We start from the raw sequence: 15,269 nt of genomic DNA, 5'->3' as shown, positions 1-15,269 counted from the left end.
TTAAAATTTCTCAATCCACCCCCCTCCTAAAACTCTTGATTTATCATAAATTACGCACGCTTGTCCAGGAGTAATCGATTTTTCAGGCGTAAGCAAACAAACTTCCATCCTGCTACCACCCAAATTTGATATTCTAGCATAAGATCCTTGATGAGTGGAGCGAATTTTTACAGTAAATTCTTTTTCCTCATTTGTAAGAGGTTTTTCATCTAGCCAATTCACATCAGAAATAGTAAATGTAGTTTTTTCTAAATGCTCCTGATCTCCAACATATACAATATTTTGATCAGAATCAATTTTTACCACATACAAAGGTTTTCCAACAGCAATTTTTAATCCTTTGCGTTGGCCAATAGTATAATTTATTATGCCTTCATGTTCTCCCAATTCGTAACCTTCCACATGCAAAATTTTACCTTTTGTATTTGAGTTAGGTTTTAGTTTAGATATGAGATTTGCATATTTTCCGTCCGGCACAAAACATATATCTTGACTATCCTCTTTATCGGCAGTAATTAAACCAAAATCATTTGCTAGTTTGCGAGTTTGAGTTTTGGTTAAATCTCCTAAAGGAAAATACGTAAAATCCAACTGTTTTTTCGTAGTTGCAAAAAGAAAGTAGCTCTGATCCTTATCTAAATCAAGCCCTCTATGCATTTCTGGCATGTTCTTGTTAAACACTTTTTTTACATAATGTCCAGTTGCAAGGCAGTCTGCGCCAAGCTCTTTAGCAAATTCTAATAGGTCTTTAAATTTTACGCTTTGATTGCATCGCACGCATGGCAAAGGAGTGTAGCCCTGTAAGTAGCTATCAACAAAATCATCAATAACCGCCTCTTTAAACTTACTTTCGTAGTTTAAGACGTAATGAGGAATGCCTAGCTTATCAGCAACCATTTTTGCATCATAAATATCTTGTCCAGCGCAACATGCTCCTTTCTTAGCTAAAACCATACCATGATCATAAAGCTGTAAAGTGATTCCTATGACCTTAAAACCTTCATGATGAAGCATTGCTGCTACGGTTGAACTATCTACCCCTCCAGACATTGCAACTACTACAGTTGTGTCGCTGGGACTTTTATTCGGTATGAGCATTGTATAATTCTATTAGCTTATCTAATGTAATATTAGGCTTAATAATTTTAGATTTTACGTATCCTATAAGATTAGAAAAATTTTTCTTCATTTTCCAGCGAAGAGACCAAAAAGTTTTATAAAAATCATCTAGATAATCTTTCCCTAAAACTCTATTATCTCGTAAAAAATTCCTTAAAGCGATCAAACTTTGCATATATTCAAACTTTTTATTATAAGAAAGGCGAGATTTATCCATCACATCAGGAGCAAAAACAAGTGTCTCATTCACTCGCACAAAACTACTATATTTTGCACACCTTAAAGACAAAGAAAAATCTTGTACAAACACACCTTCATCAGAACCTTTTACTTTTTTCAACAAGGCCTTGGAAACTAAAGATCCAGAAGATCCTATCCCTCTTATGCCTCTGCTTTTTTTTGTCAGCAAATGAGAAAGAGGCTCTGTTATAAAATTTATATTCGGATCTAGAGAATGTGAATTTATCTTATCTCCATCATAGCTTCCCTTTATACAAAAAGCCACATCGCACCCAAACACTTTTGCAGCTTCAACTAATTTAGTGGTACAGTCAGGCGCTACAATATCATCTCCATCAACAAATTGCACATAATCAGCTTTTTGTCTTAAAGCTTCTTTGATAGCTGTATTGGTAGCTTTACTAGGCCCTTGATTTTCTTGATCAACTAAAGTGACATTTTCTAAACCTCTTAAAGCTTTTTGGGCAATCTCTAAGGACCCATCACTTGAGCCATCGTTAACAATAACATAGCGCTTCTCGAAATCTCCTCTAATCTTCCTTAAAGAATTAATAACACCAGCAATATAGCGTTCCTTATTGTAAAGTGTTATAATATATACAACTATCAAAATAAAAATTAGTTAAATTTTAGGTAACAACCATAATTATAACATGATCATTGCAATATTGTAAATGTTTATTCAAACCCAAGACACACCAAATCCAAATGCTGTAAAGTTCCTCCCTAGTAGAAGTATAGCTGATAAACCAGAATACTTTACTAGCAAAAAGGATGCAAAAAATAGCTTTTTAGCACGCAAAATTTTGTCTATTAAAGGAGTTGAAGGCGTATTTTTCGGGCATGATTTTGTCACTGTAAGCAAGAATGATGAAATTAATTGGGCAATATTAAAATCCGAAGTGATCATGATCATGATGGATCATTTCGTCTCTGGCCTTGAGCCTTATGATAGCATTAAGGCAGAAGAGAAAAAGATTTCTAATGTGCCTCTAAGTGAAATCGAAAAACAAATTATTGAGATTATAGAAACAAAAGTTCGTCCAGCTGTTGCTCAAGATGGAGGAGATATAATCTATAACAGTTTTGAAGATGGAGTTGTAAAATTAGAATTAAAAGGAGCGTGTAGTGGATGTCCTAGTTCCACCATAACCTTAAAAAATGGCATCGAGTCGATGCTTAAATATTATATACCAGAAGTAAAAGAAGTTGAAGCAGTATGAACAATATCAGTAGCGGCAATTTGCCAGATGAAATAAACGTTATTATAGAAATACCAATGAATTCAGAAGGGGTAAAGTATGAGTTCAATAAAAAAGCAGGCGTAATTGAAGTAGACCGTTTTATGAACGTAGCCATGCGCTATCCTTGTAATTACGGTTATATTCCTGGCACACTTGGTGCAGATGGAGATCCTTTAGATGTATTATTAATCGCACAAGCTCCTCTCTTGCCAGGATGTCTCATCAAAGCTCGAGTAATTGGAGCTTTAGAGATGGAGGATGAATCTGGTATGGATGAGAAGATTATAGTATTGCCTACAGTTAAACTCGATCCTTTATATTCAAACATTAAGGATATAAGTGATTTACCAGAAATTCAAAAGAAAAAAATAAAACACTTTTTTGAGCATTATAAAGATTTAGAGGAAGGTAAGTGGGTTAAAGTAACGGGTTGGCTAAACTCTAATCAAGCCAAGGATTTAATACTAAATACAAAAAATGAAAACTAAGATATCTAAGCTTATAAAGCCCCTTCCATCAAGAGACGACGCCCTAAGAGCTGTTAGCACGCTGCTAGAATACATAGGGGTCGACCTTGAAAATGAGCACTTTAAAGATACGCCAAGGAGGGTTGTAGATAGCTTTGAAGAGATTTATGGAGGATATAAACTTCTTGCATCAGATATTTTAAAATCCAAGGTTTATAAGAAAAATAATTATGATCAACCCATCTTACTGAAAGACATAGAATTTACCTCAACATGCGCTCACCACATGCTTCCTATAGTTGGAACCGTAAGCGTAAGTTATATTCCAGGTGATGCAATAGTGGGAATTAGTAAGATAGCAAGAATCATAGACGTTTTTGCTAAAAGACTGCAAATTCAAGAAGATATGACTACAGAAATTGCAGAACATATAGCAAGAGGTTTAAAAGCAAAAGGAGTTGCTGTAAAAATTTCAGCAGAGCATTATTGCATGATTTCTAGAGGTGTCAAACGCAAAGGCTCAAAACTTGATACTTATCACTTTACTGGCCTTTTTGCGGATAATCATTCTATTCAGACAAATTTCATTCACGCAAACGCATAGCATGTTATTATCTAAATTTTTCTTACCGCTTATTAAAGAGCAACCAAAAGAAGCAAGTATTATTTCTCACTCATTAATGCTAAAAGCTGGCCTTGTAACCCAGGCAGCAAGTGGCATATATACATGGCTACCATTAGGACTTAAGGTATTAGATAAAGTAAATCAAATTATCAAAAAAAATCTTGATCAAGTAGGTTGCTTAGAGCTTTTGATGCCATGTATTCAGCCAGCAGATTTATGGAATGAATCTGGGAGGTTTGATGCATATGGTAAAGAGTTGCTTAGAATTAAAGATCGCCACGATAATGATTTACTATTCTCCCCTACGGCAGAAGAATTGGTAACCGATATATTCCGCAAAGCCATAAAAAGCTACAAGGATCTACCGAAAATTTTATACCAAACTCAATGGAAATTTAGAGATGAAATTAGACCTAGGTTTGGCGTTATGAGAGCAAGGGAGTTCTACATGAAGGATGCTTACTCTTTCGATCTAGATAAAGAAAGCGCTCTTAAAACCTATGACCTAATGTACGATACTTACTACAAAATATTTAATGATTTAGGTTTAAAGGCTGTCGCAGTGAAAGCCGACTCTGGACCAATAGGAGGTGACTATAGCCACGAATTCCATATCTTAGCAAATACCGGTGAAAGTACAATTTATTACGATTCCCGTTTAGAAGAAGAAACAGATCTACAAAAACGTAAAAAACTATATGCCGTTACTGATGAAAAGCATACGGAAGGAGCTTGTGAAGAAGAATATTTGAGATCTAAAAAGGGGATAGAGGTAGGACACGTATTTTACATAGGCGCTGAGAAATATGCTGAAAAAATGAAAGCTTTTGTCACTAATAAAGAAGGTCACAATCTACCTGTACATATGGGATGTTATGGTATAGGCATTTCAAGATTAGTTGGAGCTATAATTGAAGCAAGCCATGACTCGCAAGGCATAATTTGGCCAAAACAAGTTACTCCTTTTGATATTAGCCTAATCAATATTCATCCTAATTCATATGAGACAACTAGGATAGCGTTTGATTTTTACAATAAGCTAAACAAATTAGGTTTTGCAACTCTTCTTGATGATAAGGATCAAAGTGCGGGATCTAAGTTCGCTACTCATGATCTTATAGGTATCCCATGGCACGTGATTATATCAGAAAAAATGATTCAATCTGGTAAATTCGAGCTAAAAGATAGAACCACAGGCCAAGTTAGCTCTTTAAGTTTGGAGGAGATAATAAATAAACTAAGTAGCACTTAGTTTAACGTCTTCATCACCTGTAAGTTGTAGATTAGGTAACTTAATATCTACTTCTTTTTGTTCCCAAGGACCAAAATCTGATTCTTCGTCAATCTCAAATATTGTTGGCAAAGGAACCTTTCTATCTGAGGGAAAAGCCAGTTTACACAAACTACTTATGATTTCCACCCTTGCCCAACGATTACATTCTTCAACTTTTTCTCCCGTAATTTCCATTAATCCTTTAACATAAAGTTTAAACCCTAAAGTATCCTGACACCAAATGTATTCTAATAAATCATCTACATTATAATCCTCAGAAAAGGCATCTTTGATCTGTGTTGTCATTTCTTTTTTTATATATTTTGCAGATTTTTGTTTATTTAGATTTTTCTGTAAATAGAGTTTAGTATGTAATGATACTTTTTTTTGTTGGGCCTTTATATCTTGTTTAATTTTGTTATGTATAATGATCAGTAGTTGATCTATTTTGCTATAAAATTCTTTATCCTTGGCCATATCGATATGGCAAGTTGCATTTTTAAATATATTTAATACAGTCTTTGCAAATCCAAAAGAGGATAATTTTCCATTTAGATCACGTAGTAAATCTTCAGTAATTGAGCCTTTTATTTGAGAATTAACAAAATTTAAAAACAAGTTTTGAGTATCCTGTGTTTTATTTATAGATATTAACCTTTCGATGACACAAGGAACAAAAGCATGTGTTATACGTAAATTTACGATATCTTCAGAAGAAAATTCATTACATAAAAGCCTGTCAGGATCAAAAAGAGAACTTATTAAATGGCTAATTACTACCGCGCCGGAATCAGCGTTAGTGATGCCACTAACTTTTAAACCTATGTTCCTAACATCAATACCTAATTGGGCAAAAATTTTAGGCATATCTAATCTTACAGAGTATTTATGACCTACTAGAGGGGAATATTTGAGTGATCCTAAAATTTCACCATCTGGTTTGTTATATATACCCCTTAAACTCCCTCCTTCTTCTTTTTTTATTATTAAAAAAGACCATTGATCAGAATGAATGAGAAATATCGAACAAAATCCCGGATGAATAGGCAATGATTCTCGTATGTCTTTTTTTAGATTCAAAAATACTGTCTTACAAGTTTCTCTTATCTTACTTTTTGATAAAGATGTAATAAATAAAGTCATTCGTTCAAAATTTATGACTTTTAATTTGAAAATTTTTTTTGAAACTTCATTTAACTCCACCAATTTTATAAGTTCTGAAATAGCCAGCATTACATCGGGTTCATAATTAGCAGTAAATTTATTTGTTATTAGGTAATCGTATATCATCAAGCTATACTTATTGAAATTGAAAGTTTTGCTAAGAACATTATGTACTGATTTTTTTAGTAGACAAGTTTATGATAAAAATTCTAAAATAAAATATTTAAATTGAGCATAACATGTTAGACCAGATTATTATTTTCACATACCTTATTCTGCTTTTATTCGTAGGTCTTTATACCAGATCTCAGGCCTTAGATATTAAAAGTTATGGCAAGATAGACGCCTCAATTCAATCTAGTGTCTTATTCTTACTTACCGCAATCTTTACAAATAGCGTTGGAGGAGGAACAGTCATAGGACTATCGGAAAAAACGGTAAGCGGCAATTTAGCCTACGTATATGCCATGATGCTTACAATCTTAGTGGATCTTACAGTTGCAATTTTCGTGCTCCCAAGAATTGCAAAACACTATGGCGTAGTAAGTATAGGAGAGATAGTAGAAAAACACTATGGACAATTCGGTAGAGTGATGAGTGGAATTTCTGCAAGCTTAGTTTCTTTTGGCTATATCGCCGTACAAATAAGCGCAAGTAGTAAGATCTTTCAATATTTACTCCAAGTTAATTATGCTGAAGGTGTTGTACTGAGTTATCTAATCGTAATTACTTATACAGCTATAGGAGGTTTGCGTTCTATTATCTTTACGGATTTTGTGCAGTTTATAGCCATAGTTCTTTGTATACCTATTATCGCTTTTGTCGGTCTTTATAAATTAGGAATCAATGAATTTATCAATGCTTTACCAGCAGCTAAATATTCTCTTCCCCTGATTTGGCAAGAAGTATTTTTGCTATTTTTAAGCTTCAGTTTCATGGGCTTTTATCCAGGATTTATTCAAAGAGGTTTCATGACCAAGGATTATAAATATACCCAAAGAGCTATTTTTAGAAAATCACTCGTGTATTTTATATTTTTAATTTTCATCGCAATTAATGGCTTGCTTGCCTACATTTATGAACACGATGGAGCTAGCTCTTTAGCTCTATTAAATCTGATTGACCATATTATGCCTACTGGACTAAAGGGCATAGCTGTAGTAGGTCTTATTGCAGCAGTTACCTCAACTGCGGATTCGGAACTAAATGTTGCATCACTCAACATTACAAATGATGTAATTCAACCAATTTTTAAAGTTAAGAATAATAAAATAGTTCTGCTTTTTACTCAACTTGCCGCTTTTGCTGTAGGTATTTTAGCTATATATCTTGCTTTACAGTTTGATAATGTAATTGATTTACTTTTATTTATAGCTGGGTTTTGGCTACCTGTCATGCTTGTTCCATTTATAGCGTGCTTATATGAAATTACCATAAGCAAGGTAGGTCTTGTATGCTGTGCTATAGCAGGTATTACAGCCTTTAGCTACTGGCAAGAGTATTGCGCAGATGCATGTATGGTTAAAAGCGCTTTTATAGGCTTGGTTGCAAATCTTATTTGTTTTATAATAGTAAGATTGATAGAATCTTTTAAAAGGTAATTTAATGTCTTGGTTTGATAAGATTAAAAGTGGTTTTAAATCGGTTAACGACAAAATCAGTGAGACACTGTCTAACATTGTCCAGAAACAAGTCTTAGATCCCAAAAAATTATCTGAGCTTCAGAGACTTTTATTAGAGGCTGATCTAGGTGTTAAAGCTACAAAAAAAATCATTGATCAGATTAGCAAACTAAAAAATATTGTACCAGACATGGTACAGAGTCAAATCAAATCGTTCATTGCCAATTCTTTTGATGCAAGTCTTAGCAAAGAGTTAATCTTTAGAGATGGACTTAACGTAATTGTAATGTGCGGAGTTAATGGCAATGGCAAAACCACTACTATTGGGAAGCTTGCATACTACTACGGACTAAAAAAACAAAAAGTTGTTCTCGGCGCATGCGATACTTTTAGAGCTGGCGCAACTGAACAGCTAGAACATTGGGCAAAAGTTAATGCTATTGATATAGTCAAAGGTGAAAAACTCCCTTGCGATCCAGCAAGCGTTGCTTACAGAGCCGTAGAATATGCAAAAAACTCTAAAGCAGATCTCTTAATTATAGATACCGCCGGTAGATTGCATAATAATAAGAACCTTATGGAAGAGCTCGCAAAGCTTAAGAAGGTAATTTTAAAGCATTGTGATGAAGCAAATGTACACTTCTTAATGACTATAGATGCCACTACTGGACAAAATGCTGTACGTCAGATGGAAGAATTTAAAAAGCTTATACCAGAAATCCAAGGATTTGTTGTAACAAAAATGGATAGCAGCGCAAAAGCTGGAACAATTATCAATATTATGGATCAGTTTAATATCCCTGTATACTTCATCGGCACAGGTGAGAGAATTGAAGATCTAGAAACCTTTAGTCCTGCAAAATTTACCGATAAACTTTTTGAATGACAAAATTAGGTTATGAATTTTACAATCGCTGCCCAGTCGAAGTAGCAAGTGACTTGCTGGGTAAAAAATTCATATTTGGTCATTATAAAGGTATCATAACAGAAACAGAGGCATATCGAGGGTCAGACGATGAAGCCTCACATGCCTTTAAGGGACCTACAAAAAGAGCTAGCATTATGTTTGGTCCATGCGGCCAGCTTTATGTGTACATGATATACGGAATGTACTTTTGCATGAATATAGTAACAGGCAATATTGGAGAAGCTGGTGCAGTTTTAATTCGAGGATTAAGGCTAGAAGATAAAACCCTTGATGGACCAGGTAAAATATGTCGCCATTTAGGCATTACAAAAGTGCATAATGGGCTTGATCTTATTAATAACGATCACGCTTATTTAACGGAAGGAATTAAAATATCAAGCCCCATTATTACTTCAAGAATAGGTATTACAAAAGCAATTGATAAAGCTTGGAGATTTTGTACTAGTAATGTTTAAACTTGGAAAGAGTGATTAATATCTACCCTTCCGTTACATGAGTTTGAGTACTCTCACCTAATAATTTAGATATTTCTTCCATTATCAATTGGTCGCTGGCATCTCGATGTTCTGATATGTATTTTTCTGCGAGGCTAATTTGCTGATCATTAAAGGTAGGAGAGAAAAATATTAACAACATTTCATGAGGTATCTGCTTTTGTTTTATCGAATCTATAAGCATCTCTATCTTAGCTTTAGCCTTACCTTTAGCTCTATCTATAATGCTTTCGATTATGCTCTTAATTAAACCCTCAACATAACCTTTCGCATAAGCTTGCTTTGCAATTTGCTTTTCATGCCACTCTTCACAAACCTCATCAAAACGAGCCATGTAATATGCTACGCTATGATCTTCTATAGTTCTTGTGATTGGTTCTATCTTATGTTCCTCTTTTGTCATGTATTATCTACCCTTCTGTTGTATGAGTTTGAGTACTCTCACCTAATAATTTAGATATTTCTTCCATAAGTAATTGGGTGCTTGCATCTTGATGTTCTGAGATATACTTTTCTGCAAAACTAATTTGCTGATCACTAAAAGCGGGAGAAAATATTATCTTCAACGTTTCATGAGGTATGTGCTTCTGTATAGAACCCACAAGCATTTCTAGCTTTGCTTCATCCTTACCTTCCTCCTTACCTTTAACCTTATTTTGTTCAGCAATTTGCTTCTCATGCAACTCCTCGCAAGCTTCATCAAACACGTCCATATAATATTCTAAGAGTTTTTCTTCAGTTTCCCAATTTGCCTTTTTCATCTTTTCGTAAGCTTCTTGAATTGTTTTATTTGCATACTTTGGTATATCTTCTATAGTAGCACATTTATTGAAAAAATCTAACCATTGTTCCTGTGGCGATAACTCAAAACCATCTTTTATCTTAGCATTTATAATATCTTGAACTTTTTCAATTTCATAAGCCTTATAATATGTAAGGTTTTGTAGCATCTCTACACCGCCAAATTCTTCCACCATTGGGTACATGGTATTACCCTAAGTATCTTGGGTATCTTTGCTTGGTAATTCATGAGCTTTGTATAAATTTTCTTTAGAGATAACCAACATATAGGTTTTGGTCATCATTTTATGCAGGTCATCTGCTTTTATTAAAGATCCCTGCTGAGATAGGGTACGCGCCATGTAGTACTGCATACGACATATAAAATATGGTTTATATTGCCTTTGCATTTCGATCACAACATCATATCCATGGTCCGTTCTACACCTTACATCCAAAGTACTTTTCTTATCACTAGGATGAGATGGATCTAATTCTTGAGATAAAAACTCTATATCGTGAACGCAATTTGCACCTTTCAAATCAAATAAACTGTTTATCGGGTCTATTGTTAAATGCTTATTACTTAAGGTGCCAAAAAGCATCTTAAAAGGTGTATCATATGTTGGATCGGCAAAAATTTGAGCTTTCCCTTTTATAAAAATTTCTTCCTTAAGCTTTTTCCCTTCTTCTGTTCGCTCAATTACTTCTCTTATTTTCCTCTTCCTTTTCTTATGCATACGCTATCCTAAAATTGCTCAGTTGTTGTTGATTATTGCTAGTCTAAAATATAATCTTACGTGTGTGTACTAAAAATATATTTCCCCTAATCTCTTTTTACATTAGACTAATAATTTTAAGGCCAAATAAAAATCAATGCTACAAATAACTGTTCTTGGTTGTGGATCATCTCTTGGAACGCCGGTCATAGGATGTAAATGTGAAACTTGCTCCTCAAGCGATCCCAAAAATAAAAGACTCCGCTCTGCGATTTTAATTACTAAATTTCATCCAAATGATAGCAAGACAAACATACTTATTGATTCTGGCTTTGATGTTAGAACTCAATTGTTAAGAGCCGGCGTCAGTAAATTAGATGCCACTATCATTACACACGATCATGCTGATCATATCAGCGGCCTTGATGAATTAAGAGTTTTTAGCCCTCTTGGCAGCAACAAAATTTTACCTATTTATTTTACAAGCGCCACAGGAGCTAGGATTATTCCACGCTATCAGTACCTATTCGATAACAAAAACCTAAATGCAAATACTATAGAATATGACTCATCCATTAATATATGCGATGTAAGCATATCATTTTTTAAGCAAAATCATATCGTAATGGACAGTTTGGGCATAAGGATCAACAACTTCGTATATGCAAATGATGTCGCATTTTTTTATGATGAGTCCTTGAGATATCTAGATAATATCGATACCTTTGTGATAGACTGTTGCGATTACCAATCCACAAGAGTGCATGCCGGTCTAGATAGAGTACTGTCATGGATTAATCAATTTAAACCAAAAGTTACTTACTTAACTAACTTGAGTCATAAGATAGATTATTATAAAATTAAAAATATGTTACCCGTTAATGTTTATCCAGCGTATGATGGACTGGTATTTAAAATCTAGAAGCAGTGTTGTATGGCCATTTTTGATATTATTGATAGCCGCTTCACAGCTAAGCAATTTTTTGTTCTATAAAATAATAGAAGGAGTCTTGCTTTTTAACTATAAGACCCTAAACCTTACTACCTTACTCATTACATTTTTTTTAGATGCTGTCCATCTGAAAGAATTAGGTTCCACCGCGATATCCGTATTATTCAGTTTTATCGTGATGCGTAAATATTGTATCACTCTTTTTAACCCTGACTTAGATTACCAACTAAGGTGCACCGCATTCACCTTATCTTACTGCCTTGCAGAATATGGTACTAGTATACTTATTTGAAATATTAACTCATTAACGCTTTTTATTTCTTTTATTTCGAAGGATTTTATGCTATAAATACTTTGGGTATAATGTAATAGGTTACAAAAGATGCATATACAAATATCAGCTCAGCATTTCGCGCTTAATGAAGCTTTACAAAGTTACATACATAACAAACTTTCAGCACATGTCGTAAAATATATGAACTGCTCAACAGGTTGTGATGTGCACTTTAGCAGGATCAATCACCTGTTTCAATGTGAGATAGTTGTTAATTCTGGTATTAAAATTACTTTTGTCAGCAGATCTTCAGCAGAAGATATATACGAAAGTTTTGATATATGCCTTGCGAAACTCGACAAACAGCTTATCAAGCAAAACTCAAGACTTAAAGATCACCATCAACAAAAAGTTAAAATTGAGTTAGAAGATACTGATTTGTCTTTAAATTTACAAAATAGCTAGAGCTTATGACTAGCAACTAGCTAGTTAAAAGTTATTAATAGCCTTATTTAATACAAAAACTCAAATATATGGTTAAGGAGTTAACAGATCAAAATTTTGATAAAGAAATTCAAAATAGTAAAACACCGGTATTAGTAGATTTTTGGGCTGAATGGTGTGGTCCATGCCGTTCATTTGCTCCAATATTGGAAGAATTTGCAAAACAAATGAAAGGCAAGGTAAAAGTTGCAAAACTTGATATTGACAAAAACCCCGAAACAGCTAGCAAAATGCACATTAGAAGTATTCCTACTTTATTATTGTTTCAAAAAGGGAAGAAAGTCGATACTAAAGTAGGTTTTCTTACTAAAGAGGTTATAGAATCTTGGGTTAAGGAATACATATAAAATATAAAAACCTATAATATTTAAACTGATTTATTCAGAGCAAGTAACATTCAAGCAGTTCTTAAGAATTTCTTAAACTGCTCTTATGTTGGGCTTTGCAAATGCTTACATGTATTAAATGACGCTCCCAAACCTTGATCTAAACCTACAAATCCAATAGAACCCCAAATTATTGCCTTAAAGTAGCTTTAAATTCCTCTACAACTGAATTAATAATATTCTGGGACATTAAATCTATTTGTTCAGATGTAAGGTTTGTGTTGGTTTGGATAGTAACGTTAATGGCAATAGATTTCTTATTCGACCCTATTTGATCTCCCGTGTAGATGTCAAAAATATTCACTTCCTTTATGGGAAGTAGTTTATTATTTTTAATATGAGATACTATATCTCCCGCTCTTATATCTTCATCCACAACGAATGCAAAGTCACGATTTACTGGAGGATGAGCATAAGGTACAAATTCTGCTTTTTCTTTTATTAAACTTAATTCATTCAAATTTAGTTCAAAATAAAATACTTCACCTGTAACATCGTATTCTTTTAGTAATTTTGGATGGACAGAACCGATATAGCCTATAGTTTTATCGTTATAAATAATATTACCCGAAATATTTGGATGCAAATAAGCGTCTTGCATTTTGTCTATATCATCTAATTTTATTCCTATCGTTTGCAAAATATATTCCAAATCACCTTTAATATCAAATATATCTACTAAACGGGATTTTTCATGCGGCAAGTTAGAATATTCTCCACTATATAGTGCGCTTAGAACAATTCCTTCGTCTTTAACCTGATTACCATTAAATACCGGACCAATTTCAAAGATCTTTATATTTTTAATAAAATTATTCTGATTATATATAACGTTATCAAGGAGATTAGGTAGAATGCTACCGCGCATATAATTTAATTCATTGCTGATCGGGTTTACAACTTCTAAATCCTTATTAATATCTCCAAATTTGCTAGCTTTGGCATCTTGCATAAAAGACCAAGTAACAACTTCATGATATCCTCTAGATACCAGTGCAGCAGATAATTTAGATGCAATTTGAAAATTTTCAGGAAATGATTGATGCTGAGTATAGGTCAAAGGCTCTTGCCCTACATGATCATAACCATAAACTCTTACTATTTCTTCTACCAAATCTTCGGGTATCTCCGAATCTCTCCAAGTAGGTACGATTACATGGTTAGATTGAGTAATTTTATAACCTAATTTCTCCAATATCTCTACAGATCTTTCTATCGGTATATCTAAACCAGATTTGTCTTTAACTAAACTAAAGTCAAATTTTATTGTCTTAGGTTCTTTTAAAGTACCTTCATTAAGTAAATTATAAAATTCTCCTCCACAAATCTCTTGAATCATGCTGCATGCTAATTTAAACGCATCTAAACGTTTATGACCATCTACATGACGTTCAAAACGCATCTTTGCATCCGTGATAATCTTATGTCTTTTAGAAGATTTAGCTATGGAATTTTTATCATAGAGAGCAGCTTCTAAAAAGATATTTTGAGTTTGCATAGTGCATGCAGAATCTATACCTCCCATAATACCGGCAAGCAAGCAAACTTGTTTATCATTTGCAAGAACTATATCATCTATATTCAGACTATACTCCTTCTCATTCAAAGCTTTAAATTTTTCTCGTTCGTTAGCTGTGCGTATAATGATATTATTCCCAAGCCTATCATGGTCAAAAGCATGCATAGGCTGAGCAAAACTATGGCACATATAATTTGTAATATCCACAACAGTAGATATAGGTTGAATACCTACATTACTTAGCATATTAGCAAGCCATCTTGGGCTTGGCTTATTTTGAATGTTCCTGATTTGGCATCCTATAAACAGGTTAGATAATTTCTGATCCAGCTGCAGCCTCATCTCACTTTTGGAATCTTTCAAAAATTCTATCTCTTTATGTGCTATTTCTTTTAATTTACCCAGTCCTTTAGCTGCCAGATCTCGTGCAATACCATACACACCAAAACAATCTGCCCTATTTGGGGTAATTCCAAGAGTAATAACTGGATCATCCAAACCATATTCTGTTGCAAAACTTACACCTATTGGTAAATCTGCAGGAAGTTCTATGATACCTTCATCGTTAAAACCACCTACCTGCAGTTCATCAGCACCGCAGAGCATTCCCTGACTTTCTATCCCTCTTATTTGAGCCAACTCTATAACTAAACCATTTTCTGGAATTACAGTACCTACAGGAGCTAATACAACTGTCAAATCTTTCCTAGCATTAGCAGCGCCGCATATTATCTGCAAAACTTTCTCTCCATCATTTACTTTACACACTTGAAGTTTATTTGCCTGTGGGTGGGGATTTGCTTCAATAATGCGCGCAATCTTAAAATCTTTTAACTCTTTACTTCTATCACTAACCTCTTCCACTTCAAGGCCAAGATTATTTAATGCGTTACAAATCTCATCTAAAGAGGCCGTTGTATCTAAAAATCTTTTTAACCAAGAAAGTGTAAATTTCATAT

At 33.8% G+C, this 15,269-nt stretch carries 17 protein-coding genes; 10 read left to right on the top strand and 7 right to left on the bottom strand.

Going from position 1 to position 15,269, the window contains the following annotated elements; genetic code table 11:
* Positions 1 to 1,092 carry a tRNA 2-thiouridine(34) synthase MnmA gene (gene mnmA / locus phytr_RS01045; protein ID WP_410519433.1) on the bottom strand — a complete coding sequence of 364 codons (1,092 nt, stop codon included), beginning with the start codon at positions 1,090 to 1,092 and terminating at the stop codon, positions 1 to 3.
* Positions 1,082 to 1,969, bottom strand: a complete 888-nt coding sequence (locus tag phytr_RS01040; protein ID WP_158706815.1) for a glycosyltransferase family 2 protein — start codon at positions 1,967 to 1,969, stop codon at positions 1,082 to 1,084. Before phytr_RS01040 ends, mnmA begins: the two co-directional genes overlap by 11 nt.
* A gap of 64 nt (positions 1,970 to 2,033) precedes the next feature.
* Between phytr_RS01040 and phytr_RS01035 the strand changes: the two genes are divergently transcribed.
* The 4 genes from phytr_RS01035 to proS are packed head-to-tail and all read left to right on the top strand — an operon-like array spanning position 2,034 to position 4,947.
* Positions 2,034 to 2,582 carry a NifU family protein gene (locus phytr_RS01035; protein WP_106874042.1) on the top strand — a complete coding sequence of 183 codons (549 nt, stop codon included), beginning with the start codon at positions 2,034 to 2,036 and terminating at the stop codon, positions 2,580 to 2,582.
* Entirely contained in the window at positions 2,579 to 3,091 is a 513-nt protein-coding gene (gene ppa / locus phytr_RS01030) for an inorganic diphosphatase (RefSeq protein WP_106874041.1), read from the top strand. Before phytr_RS01035 ends, ppa begins: the two co-directional genes overlap by 4 nt.
* Positions 3,081 to 3,674: a GTP cyclohydrolase I gene (gene folE / locus phytr_RS01025; RefSeq protein WP_106874040.1), complete on the top strand. Its 594-nt coding sequence runs from the start codon at positions 3,081 to 3,083 to the stop codon at positions 3,672 to 3,674. The genes ppa and folE overlap by 11 nt, the downstream gene beginning before the upstream one ends.
* Position 3,675: 1 nt before the next feature.
* Entirely contained in the window at positions 3,676 to 4,947 is a 1,272-nt protein-coding gene (gene proS / locus phytr_RS01020; RefSeq protein ID WP_106874039.1) for a proline--tRNA ligase, read from the top strand.
* Here proS and phytr_RS01015 read toward each other — a convergent pair.
* Positions 4,933 to 6,258 carry a hypothetical protein gene (locus phytr_RS01015; protein WP_106874038.1) on the bottom strand — a complete coding sequence of 442 codons (1,326 nt, stop codon included), beginning with the start codon at positions 6,256 to 6,258 and terminating at the stop codon, positions 4,933 to 4,935. The two genes, proS and phytr_RS01015, sit on opposite strands and share 15 nt — an antisense overlap.
* Before the next feature lie 113 nt (positions 6,259 to 6,371).
* Between phytr_RS01015 and phytr_RS01010 the strand changes: the two genes are divergently transcribed.
* Genes phytr_RS01010 through phytr_RS01000 form a run of 3 tightly spaced genes read left to right on the top strand, consistent with a single transcriptional unit; the run spans position 6,372 to position 9,137 of the window.
* Positions 6,372 to 7,733, top strand: a complete 1,362-nt coding sequence (locus phytr_RS01010) for a sodium:solute symporter family protein (RefSeq protein ID WP_106874037.1) — start codon at positions 6,372 to 6,374, stop codon at positions 7,731 to 7,733.
* A gap of 4 nt (positions 7,734 to 7,737) precedes the next feature.
* Positions 7,738 to 8,640, top strand: a complete 903-nt coding sequence (ftsY, locus tag phytr_RS01005; protein ID WP_106874036.1) for a signal recognition particle-docking protein FtsY — start codon at positions 7,738 to 7,740, stop codon at positions 8,638 to 8,640.
* Entirely contained in the window at positions 8,637 to 9,137 is a 501-nt protein-coding gene (locus phytr_RS01000; RefSeq protein ID WP_106874035.1) for a DNA-3-methyladenine glycosylase, read from the top strand. Before ftsY ends, phytr_RS01000 begins: the two co-directional genes overlap by 4 nt.
* Before the next feature lie 22 nt (positions 9,138 to 9,159).
* Here the strand turns inward: phytr_RS01000 and phytr_RS00995 are convergent, their stop codons facing one another.
* Genes phytr_RS00995 through phytr_RS00985 form a run of 3 tightly spaced genes read right to left on the bottom strand, consistent with a single transcriptional unit; the run spans position 9,160 to position 10,696 of the window.
* Positions 9,160 to 9,579, bottom strand: coding sequence for a PLC family EF-hand domain-containing protein (locus phytr_RS00995; protein ID WP_106874034.1), 420 nt, complete (start codon positions 9,577 to 9,579; stop codon positions 9,160 to 9,162).
* Positions 9,580 to 9,586: 7 nt separating this feature from the next.
* Positions 9,587 to 10,162: a hypothetical protein gene (locus tag phytr_RS00990; protein ID WP_106874033.1), complete on the bottom strand. Its 576-nt coding sequence runs from the start codon at positions 10,160 to 10,162 to the stop codon at positions 9,587 to 9,589.
* 9 nt (positions 10,163 to 10,171) lie between these two features.
* Complete coding sequence (locus phytr_RS00985) at positions 10,172 to 10,696, bottom strand: PD-(D/E)XK nuclease family transposase (RefSeq protein ID WP_106874032.1); 525 nt, start codon at positions 10,694 to 10,696, stop codon at positions 10,172 to 10,174.
* A gap of 136 nt (positions 10,697 to 10,832) precedes the next feature.
* Between phytr_RS00985 and phytr_RS00980 the strand changes: the two genes are divergently transcribed.
* From phytr_RS00980 to trxA, 3 genes are all read left to right on the top strand, one after another.
* The gene (locus phytr_RS00980; RefSeq protein ID WP_106874031.1) at positions 10,833 to 11,597 is read left to right on the top strand and encodes an MBL fold metallo-hydrolase; all 765 of its coding nucleotides are present in this window, start codon (positions 10,833 to 10,835) and stop codon (positions 11,595 to 11,597) included.
* 412 nt (positions 11,598 to 12,009) lie between these two features.
* Positions 12,010 to 12,366 (top strand): ribosome hibernation-promoting factor, HPF/YfiA family, encoded by a 357-nt coding sequence (hpf, locus tag phytr_RS00970; protein ID WP_106874029.1) that lies wholly within the window; start codon positions 12,010 to 12,012, stop codon positions 12,364 to 12,366.
* Positions 12,367 to 12,434: 68 nt separating this feature from the next.
* Positions 12,435 to 12,752 (top strand): thioredoxin, encoded by a 318-nt coding sequence (trxA, locus tag phytr_RS00965; protein ID WP_106874028.1) that lies wholly within the window; start codon positions 12,435 to 12,437, stop codon positions 12,750 to 12,752.
* A gap of 169 nt (positions 12,753 to 12,921) precedes the next feature.
* Here the strand turns inward: trxA and pheT are convergent, their stop codons facing one another.
* A complete protein-coding gene (pheT, locus tag phytr_RS00960; RefSeq protein ID WP_106874027.1) occupies positions 12,922 to 15,267 on the bottom strand; it encodes a phenylalanine--tRNA ligase subunit beta in 2,346 nt (781 codons plus the stop codon).
* Positions 15,268 to 15,269: the final 2 nt, after the last annotated feature.

Origin of the sequence: Candidatus Phycorickettsia trachydisci (assembly GCF_003015145.1) — a bacterium.
Taxonomy (GTDB): Bacteria; Pseudomonadota; Alphaproteobacteria; order Rickettsiales; family Rickettsiaceae; genus Phycorickettsia; species Phycorickettsia trachydisci.
The sequence above is the reverse complement of the archived record's forward strand: the minus strand, read 5'-3'. Positions and strand labels throughout refer to the sequence as shown.

Coding starts and splice junctions, on each gene's coding strand:
- phytr_RS01035 (WP_106874042.1), top strand. CDS start 2,034: ATGTTTATTCAAACCCAAGACACACCAAATCCAAATGCTGTAAAGTTC.
- ppa (WP_106874041.1), top strand. CDS start 2,579: ATGAACAATATCAGTAGCGGCAATTTGCCAGATGAAATAAACGTTATT.
- folE (WP_106874040.1), top strand. CDS start 3,081: ATGAAAACTAAGATATCTAAGCTTATAAAGCCCCTTCCATCAAGAGAC.
- proS (WP_106874039.1), top strand. CDS start 3,676: ATGTTATTATCTAAATTTTTCTTACCGCTTATTAAAGAGCAACCAAAA.
- phytr_RS01015 (WP_106874038.1), bottom strand. CDS start 6,258: ATGATATACGATTACCTAATAACAAATAAATTTACTGCTAATTATGAA.
- phytr_RS01010 (WP_106874037.1), top strand. CDS start 6,372: ATGTTAGACCAGATTATTATTTTCACATACCTTATTCTGCTTTTATTC.
- ftsY (WP_106874036.1), top strand. CDS start 7,738: ATGTCTTGGTTTGATAAGATTAAAAGTGGTTTTAAATCGGTTAACGAC.
- phytr_RS01000 (WP_106874035.1), top strand. CDS start 8,637: ATGACAAAATTAGGTTATGAATTTTACAATCGCTGCCCAGTCGAAGTA.
- phytr_RS00995 (WP_106874034.1), bottom strand. CDS start 9,579: ATGACAAAAGAGGAACATAAGATAGAACCAATCACAAGAACTATAGAA.
- phytr_RS00990 (WP_106874033.1), bottom strand. CDS start 10,162: ATGTACCCAATGGTGGAAGAATTTGGCGGTGTAGAGATGCTACAAAAC.
- phytr_RS00985 (WP_106874032.1), bottom strand. CDS start 10,696: ATGCATAAGAAAAGGAAGAGGAAAATAAGAGAAGTAATTGAGCGAACA.
- phytr_RS00980 (WP_106874031.1), top strand. CDS start 10,833: ATGCTACAAATAACTGTTCTTGGTTGTGGATCATCTCTTGGAACGCCG.
- hpf (WP_106874029.1), top strand. CDS start 12,010: ATGCATATACAAATATCAGCTCAGCATTTCGCGCTTAATGAAGCTTTA.
- trxA (WP_106874028.1), top strand. CDS start 12,435: ATGGTTAAGGAGTTAACAGATCAAAATTTTGATAAAGAAATTCAAAAT.
- pheT (WP_106874027.1), bottom strand. CDS start 15,267: ATGAAATTTACACTTTCTTGGTTAAAAAGATTTTTAGATACAACGGCC.